At 66.7% G+C, this 17,284-nt stretch carries 19 protein-coding genes and 1 tRNA gene; 11 read left to right on the top strand and 9 right to left on the bottom strand.

The features are described from left to right. Positions 1-25: 25 nt before the first annotated feature. Complete coding sequence (locus CEW88_RS00335) at positions 26-661, top strand: SCO family protein (RefSeq protein ID WP_108964176.1); 636 nt, start codon at positions 26-28, stop codon at positions 659-661. 77 nt (positions 662-738) lie between these two features. Beyond that, positions 739-1,293 carry an ActR/PrrA/RegA family redox response regulator transcription factor gene (locus CEW88_RS00330; RefSeq protein ID WP_108964175.1) on the top strand — a complete coding sequence of 185 codons (555 nt, stop codon included), beginning with the start codon at positions 739-741 and terminating at the stop codon, positions 1,291-1,293. A 105-nt stretch (positions 1,294-1,398) separates the two neighbouring features. On the opposite strand, the gene CEW88_RS00325 is transcribed toward CEW88_RS00330, so the two are convergent. Genes CEW88_RS00325 through CEW88_RS00315 form a run of 3 tightly spaced genes read right to left on the bottom strand, consistent with a single transcriptional unit; the run spans position 1,399 to position 2,938 of the window. Beyond that, positions 1,399-1,836: a GNAT family N-acetyltransferase gene (locus CEW88_RS00325; protein ID WP_108964174.1), complete on the bottom strand. Its 438-nt coding sequence runs from the start codon at positions 1,834-1,836 to the stop codon at positions 1,399-1,401. A 50-nt stretch (positions 1,837-1,886) separates the two neighbouring features. Next, on the bottom strand, positions 1,887-2,489 hold the full coding sequence (locus CEW88_RS00320) for an HD domain-containing protein (RefSeq protein ID WP_108964173.1): 603 nt from the start codon (positions 2,487-2,489) through the stop codon (positions 1,887-1,889). A 2-nt stretch (positions 2,490-2,491) separates the two neighbouring features. Further along, a complete protein-coding gene (locus tag CEW88_RS00315; protein ID WP_108964172.1) occupies positions 2,492-2,938 on the bottom strand; it encodes a hypothetical protein in 447 nt (148 codons plus the stop codon). A gap of 122 nt (positions 2,939-3,060) precedes the next feature. On the opposite strand from CEW88_RS00315, the gene ahcY reads away from it, so the two are divergent. Both ahcY and CEW88_RS00305 read left to right on the top strand, forming a co-directional pair. Further along, entirely contained in the window at positions 3,061-4,446 is a 1,386-nt protein-coding gene (gene ahcY / locus CEW88_RS00310) for an adenosylhomocysteinase (protein WP_108964171.1), read from the top strand. Between the two features lie 206 nt (positions 4,447-4,652). Beyond that, on the top strand, positions 4,653-6,002 hold the full coding sequence (locus CEW88_RS00305; protein ID WP_108964170.1) for an esterase-like activity of phytase family protein: 1,350 nt from the start codon (positions 4,653-4,655) through the stop codon (positions 6,000-6,002). Between the two features lie 75 nt (positions 6,003-6,077). Here CEW88_RS00305 and CEW88_RS00300 read toward each other — a convergent pair whose 3' ends face one another. Continuing rightward, positions 6,078-7,643 carry an alanine/glycine:cation symporter family protein gene (locus CEW88_RS00300; protein ID WP_108964169.1) on the bottom strand — a complete coding sequence of 522 codons (1,566 nt, stop codon included), beginning with the start codon at positions 7,641-7,643 and terminating at the stop codon, positions 6,078-6,080. Between the two features lie 17 nt (positions 7,644-7,660). After that, entirely contained in the window at positions 7,661-8,098 is a 438-nt protein-coding gene (locus tag CEW88_RS00295) for a universal stress protein (protein WP_108964168.1), read from the bottom strand. Positions 8,099-8,361: 263 nt separating this feature from the next. On the opposite strand from CEW88_RS00295, the gene CEW88_RS00290 reads away from it, so the two are divergent. Beyond that, complete coding sequence (locus tag CEW88_RS00290) at positions 8,362-8,703, top strand: DUF2853 family protein (RefSeq protein WP_108964167.1); 342 nt, start codon at positions 8,362-8,364, stop codon at positions 8,701-8,703. A gap of 259 nt (positions 8,704-8,962) precedes the next feature. Here CEW88_RS00290 and CEW88_RS00285 read toward each other — a convergent pair whose 3' ends face one another. From CEW88_RS00285 to tsaD, 4 genes are read right to left on the bottom strand one after another with little or no spacing between them, the layout of a single operon-like run. Next, positions 8,963-9,382, bottom strand: a complete 420-nt coding sequence (locus CEW88_RS00285; RefSeq protein ID WP_108964166.1) for an EVE domain-containing protein — start codon at positions 9,380-9,382, stop codon at positions 8,963-8,965. Positions 9,383-9,386: 4 nt separating this feature from the next. After that, the gene (locus CEW88_RS00280) at positions 9,387-9,659 is read right to left on the bottom strand and encodes a YciI family protein (RefSeq protein ID WP_108964165.1); all 273 of its coding nucleotides are present in this window, start codon (positions 9,657-9,659) and stop codon (positions 9,387-9,389) included. A 2-nt stretch (positions 9,660-9,661) separates the two neighbouring features. Continuing rightward, positions 9,662-10,621 (bottom strand): NAD(P)H-dependent glycerol-3-phosphate dehydrogenase, encoded by a 960-nt coding sequence (locus CEW88_RS00275; protein ID WP_108964164.1) that lies wholly within the window; start codon positions 10,619-10,621, stop codon positions 9,662-9,664. Next, positions 10,618-11,697, bottom strand: coding sequence for a tRNA (adenosine(37)-N6)-threonylcarbamoyltransferase complex transferase subunit TsaD (tsaD, locus tag CEW88_RS00270; protein WP_108964163.1), 1,080 nt, complete (start codon positions 11,695-11,697; stop codon positions 10,618-10,620). The genes CEW88_RS00275 and tsaD overlap by 4 nt, the downstream gene beginning before the upstream one ends. A gap of 87 nt (positions 11,698-11,784) precedes the next feature. Here tsaD and CEW88_RS00265 point away from each other — a divergent pair, with 87 nt between their 5' ends. The 6 genes from CEW88_RS00265 (at position 11,785) to CEW88_RS00240 (ending at position 17,272) form a co-directional block, all read left to right on the top strand. Next, on the top strand, positions 11,785-12,585 hold the full coding sequence (locus CEW88_RS00265) for a uroporphyrinogen-III synthase (protein ID WP_108964162.1): 801 nt from the start codon (positions 11,785-11,787) through the stop codon (positions 12,583-12,585). Positions 12,586-12,598: 13 nt separating this feature from the next. Then, complete coding sequence (locus CEW88_RS00260) at positions 12,599-14,116, top strand: COG4223 family protein (RefSeq protein WP_108967440.1); 1,518 nt, start codon at positions 12,599-12,601, stop codon at positions 14,114-14,116. A gap of 18 nt (positions 14,117-14,134) precedes the next feature. After that, the gene (locus CEW88_RS00255) at positions 14,135-15,712 is read left to right on the top strand and encodes a heme biosynthesis protein HemY (protein WP_108964161.1); all 1,578 of its coding nucleotides are present in this window, start codon (positions 14,135-14,137) and stop codon (positions 15,710-15,712) included. Positions 15,713-15,757: 45 nt separating this feature from the next. Continuing rightward, positions 15,758-15,833 (top strand) — tRNA-Thr (locus CEW88_RS00250). Between the two features lie 351 nt (positions 15,834-16,184). Then, entirely contained in the window at positions 16,185-16,559 is a 375-nt protein-coding gene (locus CEW88_RS00245) for a CidA/LrgA family protein (RefSeq protein ID WP_254694412.1), read from the top strand. Continuing rightward, positions 16,556-17,272, top strand: a complete 717-nt coding sequence (locus tag CEW88_RS00240) for an LrgB family protein (protein WP_108964160.1) — start codon at positions 16,556-16,558, stop codon at positions 17,270-17,272. Before CEW88_RS00245 ends, CEW88_RS00240 begins: the two co-directional genes overlap by 4 nt. The last annotated feature ends 12 nt before the right edge of the window (positions 17,273-17,284 follow it).

Below are 17,284 nucleotides of genomic sequence, written 5' to 3'. Positions count from 1 at the left end.
ATCGATCCCCGGGAAGGAACCCGCCATGAAACCCGCCACGCTTGTCGCCATTGTCGCCGCCGGCGGCCTCGTCGCCCTTTCCGCCGGGATCTGGATGGCAACCCAATGGGGCCGGGGGGACGATCCCTTTGCCGACTGCCGCGAAGGCGTGGTGGCTGGCGGGGCCGGGGCGATCGGCGGACCCTTCGAGCTGGTGCTCCCCTCGGGAGAGACGGTGACCGACGCCGATGTGATCACCGAGCCGACGCTGCTTTATTTCGGCTACACCTTCTGCCCGGACATCTGCCCGCTCGACAATATCCGCAACGCCGATGCGGTCGACCTGCTGGCCGAGGCCGGCTATTCGGCGACGCCGATGATGATCTCGGTCGATCCGGCGCGGGACACGCCCGAGGTCATGGGGCAGTATGCCGCGAACATTCACGACAAGATGATCGGGCTGACCGGCTCGGAGGCGCAGGTCGCGCAGGCCGCGAAAGCCTACCGCGCCTATTACAAAAAGAACGACGAGGATCCCGAGTTCTACTCGGTGGATCATTCGGCCTTTACCTACCTCGTCCTGCCGGGCCTTGGCTTCGCCGAGTTTTTCCGCCGCGACGTGTCGCCGGTGCAGCTGGCCGAGCGTACCACCTGCTACATCAATCGCATGGGGCCGGCTTGATTTGACCGCATGTCGCGGGCGGGATAAGAGATTTTCTCATACGGCGCTTCAAGCCGGTCCATAGGACGGGGGCCTCCGTGGCGGAACTCACACAAGACGACCTGGGCGACGATCGCTCGCTGCTGCTTGTCGATGACGACGAGCCTTTCCTCAAGCGGCTGGCCAAGGCCATGGAAAAACGCGGCTTCGAGGTCGAGATTGCCGAGTCGGTCGCGGCCGGCACTGCCATCGCCAAGGCGCGTCCGCCGGCCTATGCCGTGGTCGACCTGAGGCTTGAGGATGGCAACGGGCTCGACGTGGTCGAGGTGCTCCGCGAGCGGCGCCCCGACAGCCGCATCGTCGTGCTGACCGGCTATGGTGCCATCGCCACCGCCGTCGCCGCGGTGAAGATCGGCGCCACCGACTATCTGTCGAAGCCGGCCGACGCCACCGACATCACCAATGCCCTGCTGTCGCGCGGCGACGACCTGCCGCCGCCGCCGGAGAACCCCATGAGCGCCGACCGTGTTCGTTGGGAGCACATTCAGCGGGTCTACGAGCTTTGCGACCGCAACGTGTCGGAAACCGCGCGGCGTCTCAACATGCACCGCCGGACTTTGCAGCGCATCCTCGCGAAGCGCTCGCCGAAGTGAGGGGCAGCGCCCGGGCAAGCGCAGCCTCCGGCGGCGGTATGCCTGCCTAGGAGAAATCAGGGGCCGCGCTTCGCAAGGGCGCGGCTTCCGTCTGTCCGGCAGGGCTCAGAGGTCGTAGCGCTTGAGCACCTTGTCTACGGTGCCGCCATCGCCGAGCCGGTAGTCGCGGATCGTGCCGTAGTCCTCGAAGCCGCGACTCTGATAGTAGATCAGCCCGCCCTCGTTGTCGGCGCGGATCTCGGCGTTGATCCAGGCGTAGGCTTCGTCGCGGCAGGCGGCGCGGGTGGCTTCGAAAAGCGCCGAACCGATGCCGAGCCCGGTGCGGCCGACCCGCGCAAAAGTTGCGATCTGCGCGACGGTGTCACCATGTTGCGGGTGCGGCTCGACCCATTGGAAGCCAAGCAACGTGCCCGCCTCGTCCTCTGCAACGTGCCAGACGGCGCGCGGCGTGCCCATCCAGTGGCGCAGATCCTCTCCGCTGACGGGCTGTGTCATCGCCGTGGTGCCGCCCTGCGCGATGATCTCGTTGAGCAGCTCGGCCATCGGCCGCGCATCGAGCGTGCCCGCACGGCGGATGGAGATCCCAGCGCAGCTCACAGCAGCGCCAGCAGCTCGGCGTGGCGCGCGGTATAGGCGCGGCGCACCTCGACCGGCGGACGCAGGTGGATGTCGAGCCCTTCGACAAGGGTAGCGTCGGGGCGCTTGAAGAAGCGCGAGGCTTCGGTTTCGGAGAAGCCGGCGATCTGGGTGGCTTCCATCCAGGCCGAGACGTTGTCGGCCTTCTTGATCTGCTTCTTGAGACGGATGCCGGGCGTGGCGGGCAGGCCGAAGCGGATATGGATCGCCGCCGCCAGCCGTTTGTCGAGCTCGCAGTAGCCCGGGCCGACCGCCGCCTTGACCGGTGAGATCATGTCGCCGATGACGTATTCGGGCGCGTCATGCAGCAGCGCGAAGAGTTTCTCGGCGGGACTGGCACTGGGGCACAGACGGCAGAACAGCGTCTCGACCAGCAGCGAATGCTCGGCGACGGAATAGGGGAAGTCGCCCCGGGTCTGGCCGTTCCAGCGGGCGACGAAGGCGAGTCCGTGGGCGATGTCCTCGATCTCGATGTCCACCGGTGTGGGGTCGAGCAGGTCGAGGCGCCGGCCGGAGAGCATGCGCTGCCAGGCGCGGGGTTGCTTGGGTTTGGGAGGCATCTTCAGAGGTCCAGGTCTTCCGTGGCGTAGACAAAATTGCCGTGCAGCTTGCCGCGGACCCAGTGGCCGAGGCCGCGGAACCTGCGCTGGATCCAGGTCTTGTTGCCGCGGTTCTCGAGGATCAGGATCCGCCTGCAGCGGTGGATGAGGTGATAGGCGCTCTTGAGCGCGCGCTTCTCGTGACCCTCGACGTCGAGTTGCACGATCGTCACCTGCCGGTCGCGCGGAATGACGAAGTCGAGCATCGCCGCTGCGACGCCGGGCAGGACGTCGCCGAAGAAGGTGCCGGCGTGATCGATGTCTCTGCCGCCCGCATGGGCGCGCATGAAGGCCATGGTCTGAGGTTCATAAATTCCGCCGGCCCGGACGGCCTTCACCGCGGGGCGCGTCTCGAGCCCTGCGGGCACGCAGTAGCGCCCGTAAGCGTTGCTGGGAGGGGTGTGGTCCATGCCGCGGCTGCCTTTGGCGGATTATGCTTCCGTTTAGGCCAGACTGTGATCCACGTTGCGGGGCATAGCAAGGGATGCTACCCAGCCCAGCAATCCCGATATTCGAATTGGAGCGCCGGACCATGGCTGAAGACTATATCGTCAAGGACATCTCGCTGGCCGACTTTGGCCGCAAGGAACTCGACATCGCCGAAACCGAGATGCCGGGCCTGATGGCCTGCCGCGCCGAGTTCGGCGAGGCGCAGCCGCTGAAGGGCGCGCGGATCGTCGGCTCGCTGCACATGACGATCCAGACCGCGGTGCTAATCGAGACGCTGAAGGCGCTGGGCGCCGACGTGCGCTGGGCCTCTTGCAACATCTTCTCGACCCAGGACCACGCCGCCGCCGCGATCGCCGCGGGCGGCACGCCGGTCTTTGCCGTGAAGGGGCAGACGCTGGAAGAGCACTGGGATTACCTCGATCGCTCGTTCCAGTTCCCCGAGGGCGCGAACATGATCCTCGACGACGGCGGCGACGCGACGCTCTACATCCTGCTCGGCGCGCGCGCCGAGGCGGGCGAGGATCTGGGCGTGGCGACCTCGGAAGAGGAAGCGGTGATCCACGCGCAGATCAAGAAGCGCATGGAGCAGAGCCCGGGCTGGTTCGCCAAGACCCGCGAGGCGATCATGGGCGTCTCGGAAGAGACCACCACCGGCGTGCATCGCCTGTATGATCTGCAGAAGAAGGGCCAGCTGCCCTTCCCGGCGATCAACGTCAATGACAGCGTCACCAAGTCGAAGTTCGACAACAAGTACGGCTGCCGCGAGAGCCTCGTGGACGGCATCCGCCGCGCCACCGACGTGATGATGGCGGGCAAGGTCGCCGTGGTCTGCGGCTACGGCGACGTGGGCAAGGGCTCGGCCGCCTCGCTGGCCGGTGCCGGTGCGCGGGTGAAAGTGACCGAGGCTGACCCGATCTGCGCCCTGCAGGCGGCGATGGACGGCTTCGAGGTGGTGCTTCTGGAGGACGTCGTGGCCGACGCCGACATCTTCATCACCACCACCGGCAACAAGGACGTGATCCGCATCGAGCACATGCGCGAGATGAAGAACATGGCCATCGTCGGCAACATCGGTCACTTCGACAACGAGATCCAGGTGGCCTCGCTGAAGAACCACAAGTGGACCAACATCAAGGACCAGGTGGACATGATCGAGATGCCCTCGGGCAACAAGATCATCCTGCTGTCGGAAGGCCGCCTGCTGAACCTCGGCAATGCCACCGGTCATCCGAGCTTCGTGATGTCGGCCTCCTTCACCAACCAGGTGCTGGCGCAGATCGAGCTCTACAAGAACGGCGACCAGTACGAGAACAAGGTCTATATCCTGCCCAAGCACCTCGACGAGAAAGTGGCGCGGCTGCACCTCGATCGGGTCGGTGCCAAGCTGACCACGCTCTCGACCGAGCAGGCGGCCTATATCGGCGTGACGCCGGAAGGGCCGTTCAAGCCCGAGCACTACCGCTACTGAGTTAGAGCCTGTTTCAGGCTGTTTTGCAGACGCCCCGCCGTTCGGTGGGGCGTTTCGCATTTGAGGGCGTGCCGATGCCTCCGGCGGGAATACCTGGGCAAAGATGACAGGGCGCCGGGTTTCACCGGAGCGTCACATCACGGCCACGTGAGCGTTACGCAATGTCCGTAGCAGCGGCGCATCAATGCATCCACGAGGAGTTCCCGATGCGCCTTTCGCTTTCCCTTCTCGCCCTCGCCAGCGCGGCCGCCGCGCCCGCCACGGCCCAGGAGATCTTTCCGGCCAAGCTCGCCGGTCACGCCTACCTGCCCGCCCTGTCGCTGGTCGAGCCGCCGGCGGATGCGCCGCGTGATGCCTGGCTCTCCGGCAAGTTCACCGGCGCCGCGCGCAACGGCCAAGCGATGAGCGTCGAGGGCAACACCGGCAAGACCTACGGCAACCACGGCACCGGCATTTCGCTGCCCTTCATCGGCCAGCCGGTGCAGGGCATGTCGGGTTTTGCCATGACCCGCGCCGAGGACGGCAGCTTCTACACGCTGACCGACAACGGCTTCGGCTCGAAGCGCAACTCGCCCGACGCCATGCTGTTCTTCCACCGCATGGCGCCGGATTTCGAGACCGGCACGGTCGAGCGCCGCGAGACGATCTTCCTGTCGGACCCGGACCACAAGGTGCCCTTCCGCATTGCCTATGAAGGCACCGAGAGCCGCTATCTGACCGGCGCCGACTTCGACACGGAGTCGATCCAGGTGCTGGACGGTGAGGTTTGGATCGGCGACGAGTTCGGCCCCTACATCATCCGCGCCGGGCTCGACGGCGTCGTGAAAGATGTCTTTGCCACCAAGCTCGACGGCAAGGAGCTTCATGGCCCAGACACTTACAGCGTTTTTGTCCCCGCGACTGCGGGCACCGACTACCAGGTGCAGCGCTCGGGCGGCTACGAGGGCATGGCGCTGCAGCCGGGCACGGACCTGCTTTGGGCGATGCTGGAAAAGCCGATCCTGATCGAGGGTGGCGAAACCGAGGGGCTCTTCCTGCGGGTCATCGCTTTCGACCCTAAAGCAGGGGAATGGACTGGTGAGAGCGTGAAGTTCCAGCTTGCCGAGGGTGCCACGGCGATCGGTGATTTCAACTTCATCGACGAGACCCGCGCGCTGGTCATCGAGCGCGACAACGGCGAGGGCGACATGACGCAGGCCTGCGCCGAGGGTGCGACCGAGACCGCCGAGTGCTACCCGAACCCCGCCAAGGTGAAGAACATCGTGCTGGTCGACATGAGCGACACCGACGAAGAGGGCTTCATCCGCCGCATTGGCCAGATCGACCTGCTGAACATCGCCGACCCCGATGCCAAGGCGCTCGAGGGCATGGGCGCGGGCGGCGATCACTTCAGCTTCCCCTTCTTCACCATCGAGGACGTGATCGCGGTGGACGAGACCCACATCCTGGTCGCCAACGACAACAACCTGCCTTTCTCGGGCGGGCGCGTGCCGGGCGAGGCGGCGCACAACGAGTTCATCCTGCTCGAGGTGCCGGAACTGCTGGCTGCGAAGTAAGGCTCTGTTCCAAGTAAAAAGGGGGCGCCTTTCGGCGCCCCCTTCGTGTTCCGTCGTGCCGTGTCGTGTCGGGGCTCAGGCGTAGCGCTTGATCTCGCCCGACTTCAGCCGGCTCATGTAGCTGTTCATCTCGGCCTTCACGATCGGCATCAGGAAGTAGAGGCCCACGATGTTGAAGAGCGCCATCGCGAAGATCGCCGCATCCGAGAAGTCGATCACCGGGCCGAGGTTCATCGCCGCGCCGATGATGACGAAGATGCAGAACAGGACCTTGAAGCTCACCTCTTGGAACTTGCCTTCGCCGAACATGTAGGTCCAGGCCTTGAGCCCGTAGTAGCTCCAGGAGATCATCGTCGAGAAGGCGAAGAGGATCACCGCCAGCGCCAGCACGTAGGGGAACCACGAGATGGCGGATCCGAAGGCCGCTGAGGTCAGCGCCACGCCCGAGACGTCGCCCAGGGTCTCGACACGGCCCAGCTCGGCGTTCCAGATGTACTGGCCGGTCTCCGCGTCCACTTGCAGCACGCCGGTGATCACGATGACCAGCGCGGTCATGGTGCAGATCACCACCGTGTCGATGAAGGGCTCGAGCAGCGACACGAACCCCTCGGTGATCGGCTCCTTGGTGCGCACCGCCGAGTGGGCGATGGCCGCGGAGCCGACGCCCGCCTCGTTCGAGAAGGCCGCCCGCTTGAAGCCCTGGATCAGCGCGCCGACGAGCCCGCCCGCGACGCCGAGCCCGGTGAAGGCGCCGTCGAAAATCTGGCCAAGTGCCCAGCCGATCCGGTCATAGTTCATCAAGATGATGATCAGCGCCGTGCCGACGTAGAGCACGCCCATGAAGGGAACGATCTTCTCGGTGACCTGCGCGATGCTTTTCAGGCCGCCGATGATCACCGCAAAGACGATGGCCGCGAAGATCACACCGGTGATCCAGCCCGGGTAGTCGCCGATGATATTGGCGAGCTGCGCATGCGCCTGGTTGGCCTGGAACATGTTGCCGCCCCCCAGCGAGCCGAGCACGCAGACGATCGAGAAGCAGATCGCCAGCACCTTGCCGAAGCCGGCAAATCCGCGCTCCGCCATGCCCTTGCTGAGGTAGTACATCGGTCCACCCGAGACGGTGCCGTCGGCGTATTCATTGCGGTATTTCACGCCGAGCGTGCATTCGGTGAACTTGGACGCCATCCCCATGAGACCCGCGAGGATCATCCAGAAGGTCGCGCCGGGTCCGCCGATCGACACGGCCACGGCCACACCGGCGATATTGCCAAGACCGACCGTGCCCGAAAGCGCCGTGGCGAGGGCCTGGAAGTGGCTGACCTCGCCGGCGTCATCGGGATCGGAATACTTGCCTGACACCAGCGCGATCGAATGCGGGAAGGCGCGGAACTGCACGAAGGCGAAATAGAGCGTGAAGATCGTCGCCGCGACCACCAGCCAAAGCACGATCCACGGGAAGGATGTGCCTGGGAAGGGGGCGAAGATGAAGTTGACGAAGGGGGTGGTAAAGCGGCCGACAACCTCGTTGATCCGATCGTCGAGGGTCTGCGCCGCCTCCTGCGCTTGGACGGGAAGGGCGGCGAGCGTCGCGCCGAGGGCCGGAAGGCCGACGCGAAGGGCGATTTGAATGGGTTTCATGACGGGTCTCCAGCGGCTCAGGGCACGATGACGGTTGGCACGGGGGCGACCTGCGCAAGGCCAAGGGGCACCGATCCAAAGATACGTGCGGCCATGGACTGCGTGCCGGACCTGCCGACGAAGATCATGCTCGCGCCCGCCTCAGACGCGATTTCGGCCACCAGTTCGACCACCGATCCGTAGCGGATGCGGCAGTCGCCCTCGAGCCCGGCGGCGTGCACCTTGGCGAGCGCCGGATCGAGCATCACTTCCCTGGCCCGCGCCATTTCCTGCTTGCGGCGGGCGTGGCGCTCCTCGATTTCCTGAGGCGTCAGGAACTTGTAGGGCGACCATTCAAGGATATGGACAAGCAGCAAGGCCGCATCGTCCTTCTTGGCCCGCGCGATTGCATAATCGAGCAGGCCGTCATCACCTTCCTTATTCTCGTAGGCGACGACAAACGTCTCTGTTGCCATTGGAATTCCCCGGGTTTCTGCGTTTGAGAGCACAGGGCGATGCCCGTTATCCGGGTCTGCCAGTCCTTGCACTCCCCCGCCCATGCTGCGGGCGGCATCACGGCTTTGTCACTAAAAAAAGTTTAACGCCATGCCGCGAGTACGCGCTGTGCAGAAACAGAGAACGATTTTCCTCTCTTTATCAACAATCAAGGGGGACTATACTCTGGTCAGGAAAAGCTGCGCCCGGCGCGCAGGAAGACCCAGTTCAGGAGGAGAGTGAGATGGGCAAGCGAGACGATCTTATCGAGAAATACGCCGCGGACCTGCGTGAGAAGTGCGGCACGGAGCCAGACATGGATCTGCTTACCCAGGTCACCATCGGCTGCGGTCCGTCGATCTACGATACCGATGCCTCGACCGTTGCCGCCAGCGAAGCGCACGAGCTGGAGACTGTGAAGGACAACTTTCTGGTCAAGAAGCTGGGGCTCGAGGACGGGCCGGAACTGATGGAGGCGATCAATGCCGTGGTCGATACCTACGGGCGCTCCGAGCGCAACAAGTACCGGGCGGTGGTCTACTACCTGCTGGTGAAGCATTTCGGCAAGGAAGGCGCCTACGCCTGAGGGCGGGTCGATAGAATTCTAAACACTACCGCTTTGCGCCCGGGGCACGGGCATGCGACATTCTAAGCTCGGCCAGAACGGTCGGGTCCAGTTTCTCCGAAACGTGCGTGGGAGCACGCGGGGTGGTACAGGGGTCCGGCTCTTGGCGGACCCCTGTTTGCGTGGTGAAACCGCGCGCGTTGCTTCCGGTGCCTGTGGTTCTCAGACCGTCCGCGACTTCCGTCCGGCCCAAGCGCTGCCAAGCGGCCTCAGCGCCGGATCAGGACTTCAGCCCGCCCTTGGCGCAGATGTGTAAGAACTCGGCCTCGGTCACCGGTTGTACCGACAGGCGCGACTGCTTGATCAGCGCCATCTCCGAGAGCGCCGGGTCGGTCTTGATTTCTTCGAGCGTGACCGGGGTCGGCAGCGTCTCGACAGCCTTGATGTCCACGCATTCCCAGCGCGGGTCATCGGCCTTGCTGTCGGGGTGCACCTCGGCGCAGATCTCGATGATGCCGACAACCGCCTTCTCGCTCTGCGAGTGGTAGAAGAAGCCGCGGTCGCCGAGTTTCATCTCGCGCATGAAGTTGCGGGCCTGGTAGTTGCGGACGCCGTCCCATTCCTCGCCCGCGTCGCCCTTCGCGACCTGGTCCTCCCAGGACCAGGTCGAGGGCTCGGACTTGAAGAGCCAGTATCTCATCGCCTCACCCGATGACCTTTTTCCACGCGGTCAGCGTGACGGTCTCGAAGAGGCCAGCCAGCGCATAGGGATCCTTGTCGGCCCAGTCCTGCGCCGCGGCCATGTCCGCGACGTCGAGGATGACCAGACTGCCGGCCATCTCGCCGGCGTCATCCAGCAGCGGTCCCGCCTGTGCGACCACGCCGGTGCGATCAATGTAGGCGAGATGTTCCGCACGGGTATCCTTGCGGATCTGCAGGGCACCGGGTTTGTCCTTGGCGAAAAGCGCGACGAGCATGGTCATTCCTCCTTCAGGGGTCGAGACAGAAGCTCTTCCAGAGCCTCGGCGATGGTGACTGTGCCCTCGGTCAGCGCGGCGACAACGCCCGAGACCGGCATGGGGAGTCCGTCACGCGCCGCGAGCGCGGCGACGGCGCGGGCAGTGGCGGCGCCCTCGACGGTGACCGAGGGGTCGAATCCCTCGGCGCGGCCGAGCGCCTGGCCGTAGCGGTAGTTGCGCGACAACTCCGAGGTGCAGGTGAGCGCCAGGTCGCCAAGGCCCGAAAGCCCCGTGATCGTCTCTGATTTTGCTCCCAGATGCACCGCGAGCCTGGTCATCTCGGCGAAGCCACGGGTCATCAGCGCGGCGCGGGCGCTGTCGCCGAAGCCGGCGCCGATGCAGGCGCCGCAGGCGATGGCCATGACGTTCTTCAGGGCGCCGCCGACCTCGGCGCCGGTGACATCCGTGCTGCGGTAGAGCCTCAGCGTCTTGGTCGAGAGCACGTGCTGCAGCACCATCCCCGCCTCGGCGTCCGCGCAGGCCAGCGTCAGCGCCGTCGGCAGGCCGCGGGCAATGTCGGCGGCAAAGCTCGGGCCGGTGAGGATGGCGGGCAGGGCGCCGGGCTTGGCATGGGCGATCACATGGCTCGGCCCCTCGCCGGTCGCCAGATCGATGCCCTTGCAGCAGGCGACCAGCTTCTGCCCCTCGAGCGGCTGGGCAATCGACCCCAATACGGACGAAAGCGTCTGCATCGGCACCGCGAGCAGCAGCGTCTCGGCGGTCGAGGCGCGGGCGAGATCGGCGGTGACCTCGATCCCTTCAGGCAGTGTCACCCCGGGCAGGCGGGCGGTCTGGCGGCTTTGCGCCATCGCGCCCATGGTGTCCGCGTCGCGGCCCCAAAGCATCACCTTCCGGCCGTCCTGCGCCAGCGCCACGGCCAGCGCTGTGCCAAAGGCACCCGCGCCCAGAACGCCAATCATGCCTTTGCCCCTTTTTTCCCCGAGCCGAGCAGCGGCGCGGCGGTCTTGTCGAGTGGCCAGCGTGGACGCGCGGCAAGGGTCATGTCAGACACTTCCCCGGCCGCCAGAAGCTCGCCGCCGGCATAGGCGATCATCGCCGCATTGTCGGTACAGAGCCGCAGCGGCGGGGCGGTGAAGGCCACCCCATGCTCTTCGCAGAGACCTTCCAGTGCGCCGCGCAGGGCCTTGTTGGCGGCAACGCCCCCGGCCACGGCCAGCGCCGGCTCGGCGGGAGTTTCCGCGAGATAGAGCCGCATCGCGCGCCGGGTCTTCTCGGCCAGCACGTCGCGCACCGCCGCCTGAAAACCGGCGCAGAGGTCGGCCACGTCCTGCCGGTGAAGCCCGCCCTGCTCCTCGATCAGCTTGTCGCGCAGGCGCAGCAGCGCGGTCTTCAACCCCGAGAAGGACAGATCGCAGCCCTCGCGGTCGAGCAGTGGACGTGGGAAACGGAAACGTGTCTCGTCGCCGGATTCCGCCGCCTCCTCGACCGAGGGGCCGCCGGGCTGCGCCAGTCCGAGCAGGCGGGCGGTCTTGTCGAAAGCCTCACCGGGCGCGTCGTCGATGGTGCCGCCGAGCCGCTTGAAGGCCTGCGGGCCGCGCACGATCAGGAACTGGCAATGCCCGCCCGAGACCAGCAGCATCAGATAGGGATAGGCGAGCCCGTCGGTCAGCCGCGGCGTCAGCGCGTGGCCGGCAAGGTGGTTCACCCCTATCAGCGGCTTGCCGGTGGCCGCCGCGATGCCCTTGCCCATCATCACGCCCGAGAGGACGCCGCCGATCAGACCGGGGCCCGCCGTCACCGCGATGGCATCGAGCTCGGTCACCGGCACCCCGGCCTGCACCAGCGCCTGTTCGATGGCCAGATCGAGCTTCTCGGCATGGGCGCGAGCGGCAATTTCGGGCACCACGCCGCCAAAGGCCGCGTGCAGCTCATTCTGGCCGAGCACCACCGAGGACAGGATCTCTTGCCCGCGCAACACGGCGGCGGCGGTGTCGTCACAGCTGCTTTCCAGCCCGAGGATCGTCAGTTCCGGCATCGGCACATCCGTTGCATCCCTTTGGTCCTGCAGCTACCACCAGAGCAGGGCCCTCACAATCCCGAGCCCTCCAATCCCGGAGCAAGGATGCCAGATTCCCAGCCCCTCCTGCTGCTCACCCGCCCGCGCGCGGCCTCCGAGCGCTTTCTCGGCGAGCTTCGCGACGACGGCTTTTCGGGGTTCACGCCGATCCTCAGCCCGCTGATCGAGGTCGAGACCACCGGCCCGCTGCCCGAGCTCGCGGGAGTTACCGGGCTCGTTTTCACCTCTGCAAGCGGCGTGCGCGCCTATGCCGAACTGGGGGGGATGCCGCTGCCGCTGTGCTATGCCGTGGGCGAGGCGACGGCCCGCGCGGCGCGGCTGATCGGGATGACCCCGCGCGTCGCACAGGGCGATGCCGAGGCACTTCTGGCGCTGGTTCTAGGCGAGTCGCCCGGCGGCGCGCTGCTGCATCCGCGCGGCACCCATGCGCGGGGCGATCTTGCCGCGCGACTCACCGCGGCCGGTCAGCCCTGCGCCGAGGCGGTTATTTACGACCAGCCGACTCGGCCGCTCAGCGTCGAGGCGGTCTCTGCGCTGCGCGGACAACTCCCGGTGGTCGTGCCGCTTTTTTCACCTCGCAGCGCCGCGCTCTTTGCCGCGGCTGCGCGGGACGTTAACGCTACCGCGCCGCTTTTCGCCGCATATATGAGCGCGGAGGTGGAAGCGGCCCTCTCCGGCCTCTATGTTCTCGACTCAGAGATTGTTTTGCGACCCGACGCCGGGCTTATGCGTAAGTCGGTGGAAAAGCTCCTAGAATGCGCGCGATTGCTTGTGGAGCGCGTCGGGTCCGTGAAAAGTTATGAAAGTGACGCGAGATCCGCAGAGGATCCGCAAGCGACAGATTGAAAGGGTGGACCGCGTGGCCGACAAGAAGAAGCCTCTAGACGACGCCAAGGACAAGCCGGAGGAGGGGCAGTCCTCCCCCGAGACCGAGGCCACCCTCGATGAGACGGCCGAAGGCACCGACACCGCGCCGGCGGATGACAGTGCCGCGCCCGAAGGCGAGGACACGCTCGGGGACGAGGTGAAAAACGCCGCCGGGGCCGAGAGTCTCGAGGCCGACGCGGACGATACGCTCGCCGGAGACGCGCCCGACACGATCGCAAGCGCCGAGGGCACCGACACCTTCGTGACCGAGGACTCGCTCCTCAGCGCCGAGGCCGAGGACACGGTTGCGCAGGATACGGCGGCGCAGGAGCCTGCCAGTTCGATGGAGTCGATCCACTCGGTGGGCGAGGCGGTCGAGCTCGACAGCGACACCGACGTGGGCAAGGACGCCGACACTCTGATCGCCGAGGGCGACGATAACCTCGCGGCACGGACCGACACCTCCGCGCCGGCCGCCGCTGTGCCGCCGCGGGAGGTGGTCCGCGAGACCGTGGTCGAGCGCAAGGGGGGCTTCGTGCCGATGGCGCTTGGCGGCATCCTCGCCGCGGCGCTTGGCTGGGCCGCCTCGAGCTACCAGTCCGGGAGTTACCCCTTCGGCGACGGCGGTGACGCGTTCGAGGCGCAGACCGCGGCCTCTCTGGCAGAGCAATCCGAGAAGATCGACGCGCTGAGCGGCACGGTTGCCGAGACCGCGGCGCAGGTGGGCGGCATCGACCTTTCCGGGCTCGAGAGTTCCACCGCCGATCTCGGCGCGCGGATGCAGGCCGCCGAGGGCTCTGCGGCGACGCTCACCGAGCAGGTGGCGCAGTTGCAGTCCCGGATCGAGAGCATGCAGAACCAGTGGTTGTCGGAATCGGTCTCGCCCGAGGCCATGGCCGCCTACGAGAAGGCGCTTGCCGACGTGCGCACCGCGATCGAGACGCAGCGCGCCGAGGTCGAGCAGATGACCCAGGACGCCATGGCGGCGCAGCAGAGCGCCTCGGATCAGGCGATGCTGGCCAAGTCGCGCACCGCGCTGTCCGACATCAACACCGCGCTGCGCGATGGCGCGCCCTACGCCGAGGCGCTGCAGGTGCTGCAGACGAACGGTGTGAACGTCCCCGATGGGCTGGCCGCTTCCGCGGACGAGGGGGCACCGACCCAGGCTGCGCTGGTGGCTGATTTCCCGCCCGCAGCGCGCGATGCGCTCTCGGCGGCCCGCCGGGCCGAGGCCACCACCGAGGATACCGCCAGCCGGGTCACCACTTTCTTCGCCAACCAGCTTGGCGCCCGCTCGGTTGAGCCGCGCGAGGGGGACGACCCCGACGCCGTCCTCTCGCGCGCCGAGGCGGCGCTGCGATCGGCGGATCTTGGCACCGTGCTGAGCGAGCTTGCGGCTCTGCCGGAACCGGCGCAGGCCGAACTGGCCGATTGGACCGCCCGCGCCGAGGCGCGCAAGGCGGCGCTCGACGGGGCCGATGCCGTCGCACAGACACTGAACCAGAACTGAGGGTAAGGGATCGTTTTCATGCTTTGGTCACTTCTGAAAATCGTTCTCTTCGTCGCCGTTGTGGCGGGGCTGACCCTCGGGGCCGGCTACCTTATGGAAAGCTCGGGCGGGGTGCAGGTCACCGCCGGCGGGATGGAATTCACCCTCGGGCCGCTGCAGTCGGTGATCGCCGCCATCGTGCTGGTCTTCGTGCTGTGGGTGGTCTTCAAGCTGGTCTCGCTGCTCATCGCCATCCTGAAGTTCATCAACGGCGACGATACGGCGCTGTCGCGCTATTTCGACCGCAACCGCGAGCGCAAGGGGTATCAGGCGATGTCCGAAGGACTGCTGGCGCTGGCCTCGGGCGAGGGCAAGCTCGCCATGGCCAAGGCGCAGAAAGCCGAGCGCTACCTGCACAAGCCCGAGCTGACGCAACTGCTGACCGCGCAGGCCGCCGAGATGACCGGCGACACCCGCAAGGCCGAGGAAGTTTACAAGAAGCTTATCACCAACGAGCAGACCCGCTTCGTCGGCATCCGCGGGATGATGAAGCAGAAGCTGGCCAAGGGCGACACGGACACGGCGCTGAAGCTGGCCGAGCGCGCCTTTGCGCTCAAGCCCAAGCACGAGGAAATCCAGGATCTGCTTCTGCAGCTGCAAGCCTCGAAACATGACTGGCAGGGCGCGCGCAAGACGCTCTCGGCCAAGCTCAAGCACGGCGCCCTGCCGCGCGATGTCTACCGCCGCCGCGACGCTGTCCTGGCGCTGTCGGAAGCCAAGGACATCATGGACGAGGACAAGCCGATCGAGGCCCGCGAGGCGGCCATCGCCGCGTCGAAGGGCTCGCCCGACCTCATTCCCGGCGCGGCTATGGCGGCACGCTCCTATATTGCGCAGGACAAGCCCAAGCTGGCGACCCGCATCCTCAAGAAGGCATGGTCGGTTCAGCCGCATCCGGACCTGGCCGCCGCCTTCGCCGAGATCGCCCCGGACGAGACCCCGTCGGCACGGATGAAGCGTTTTGGCACGCTCACCTCGATCAACCCCGAGCACCGCGAGACCAAGCTGCTCAAGGCCGAGCTGGCGCTCGCCGCCGAGGACTTTCCCGAGGCACGCCGCGCCGTGGGCAACCTCGCCGAGACCGAGCCGGATGCCCGCGTGCTCACCGTCATGGCGGCCATCGCCAAGGGCGAGGGCGCGGCCGAACCGGTGGTGCGCGGTTGGCTGGCAAAGGCGCTGCTGGCGCCGCGCGGCCCGCAGTGGGTCTGCGACAAGTGCAACCACATCCACGGCGAATGGGTGCCGGTCTGCGCCAACTGCGAGGGCTTCGACACGCTGAGCTGGCGCAGCCCGCCGCAGTCCGACGTCGCCCCCGCCGGGGCCGAGATGCTGCCGTTGATCATCGGCTCGCTCGAGGATCGCAGCGCCGAGGCCGAGGCCGCGACCGAGGCGGAAGAGGCGCACGAGGTGCTGACGCCGGCGCCCGAGACGCCGGCGGACCCGCTCGACAGCGCAGAGACGTCTCCGGAGCTGAAGCGGGACGTGCCCGATGCCGAGACCGTTGAAGACACGGCGGAAGGCAGGCACGGCGCGGTTGAACACAAGAAGGCAAAATAGGCCTTTTCCTGCGGCGGCCCCGGTGCTAAGAGGCCGCCCACCAGTGCCGCTGTAGCTCAGCTGGTAGAGCACGTCATTCGTAATGATGGGGTCGGGGGTTCGAGTCCCTTCAGCGGCACCACGGTCTTTCCGGAGCGCGCTCCGACGGCCGGACTAGAGAAAAGGCCACCCGTCGCGGGTGGCCTTTTTCGTTTTATGCCGCCCGGGTTGTGATCTCTGCCACAGCGCCCCATGGGCGCGCTGGAACTGGAAGAGGGGGCTCTGCCCCCATCCGCTGGGCGGACGTCCTTGGGATTTCGGGTCTGGAAACCAAAAAGGCAGGGCGCCGCTCTCCGAGGCGGGATGCTGGGGGTGCCGGGGGCGAAGCATGTAAGGGGCGCGGGTTTCGGGCGCGCGTCGACCGCGGCCTCTCGACTTGGCTTCGCGGCAGACGCAGGTTGCGGAAAGCTCCCACCGCAAAGAGGTCCGCCCCATGCCCGCCATCGTCTCCGGTATCATCGTCCTTCTGCTCTTCCAGCTCTGCGGCGAGGTGATCTCGCGCATCTTCGGCCTGCCGCTGCCTGGCCCGGTGCTTGCCATGGTGGCGCTGGTCGTTGGTATGGCGCTCTCGGAGCGGCTCCTTGCGCTCATTCGGCCGGTGGCGAGCTTCCTGCTGCAGAACCTCTCGCTGCTCTTCGTGCCGGTGGGCGTGGGGGCAGTGGCGCGCCTGTCCGAGCTCTCGGCCCACGCGCTGGCGATCGGCGTGTCGCTGATCGGCTCGACGCTTCTGGCGATCTGCGTCGGGGCGCTGACCTTCGAGCACGTGGCGCGGCGCACCGGCAACCTCGACGAGGAGGAGGAGGCATGACCGACCCGCTGCTGATCTGGTCCTATCTCGAGAGCGGACCGCTTCTCTGGCTCACCGCCACCCTGGTCGCCTATTGGATCGGCGACCGCATCTTCCGTCTTTCGCATGGCAAGCCCTGGTTCAACCCGGTGCTGCTGTCGGTGATCGCACTGGGGGCGCTGCTGCTGGCGACGGGCACGCCCTATGAGACCTATTTCGAGGGCGCGCAGTTCGTTCACTTCATGCTCGGCCCGGCGACGGTCTCGCTGGCGCTGCCGCTGCATGCCAACCTGCGCCGCGTGCGCAAGGCGGCGCTGCCCATGGCGCTGGCGCTGCTGGCAGGCTCGCTGACCGCCGTGGTCTCGGCGCTGGGGCTGGCTTGGATGCTGGGGGCCGACTTCGGGCTGCTGGCTTCGCTGGCACCAAAGTCGGCGACTGCGCCGGTGGCAATCGGCATCTCGGAAAAGCTCGGCGGCGATCCGTCGATGACCGCCGTGCTGGTGCTGTTGACCGGGATGATCGGGGCGATCGCCGTGACGCCGATGCTGAACGCGCTGGGGCTGCGCGACTGGCGCGGGCGGGGCTTTGCCACCGGGGTTGCCGCGCATGGCGTCGGCACCGCGCGGGCGCTGCAGGTGCATCCGACAGCCGGGGCCTTTGCCGGGATTGGCATGGGGATGAACGCGGTGCTGACCGGGCTCATCGCGCCGCTTGTGCTGCAGCTCTTCCGCTAGCAGAGCGGGCGG

The sequence above is a fragment of the Alloyangia pacifica genome, assembly GCF_003111685.1.
Taxonomy (GTDB): Bacteria; Pseudomonadota; Alphaproteobacteria; order Rhodobacterales; family Rhodobacteraceae; genus Salipiger; species Salipiger pacificus_A.
Note: the sequence above shows the minus strand (reverse complement) of the source record. Positions and strands in the feature narration are given on the sequence as shown.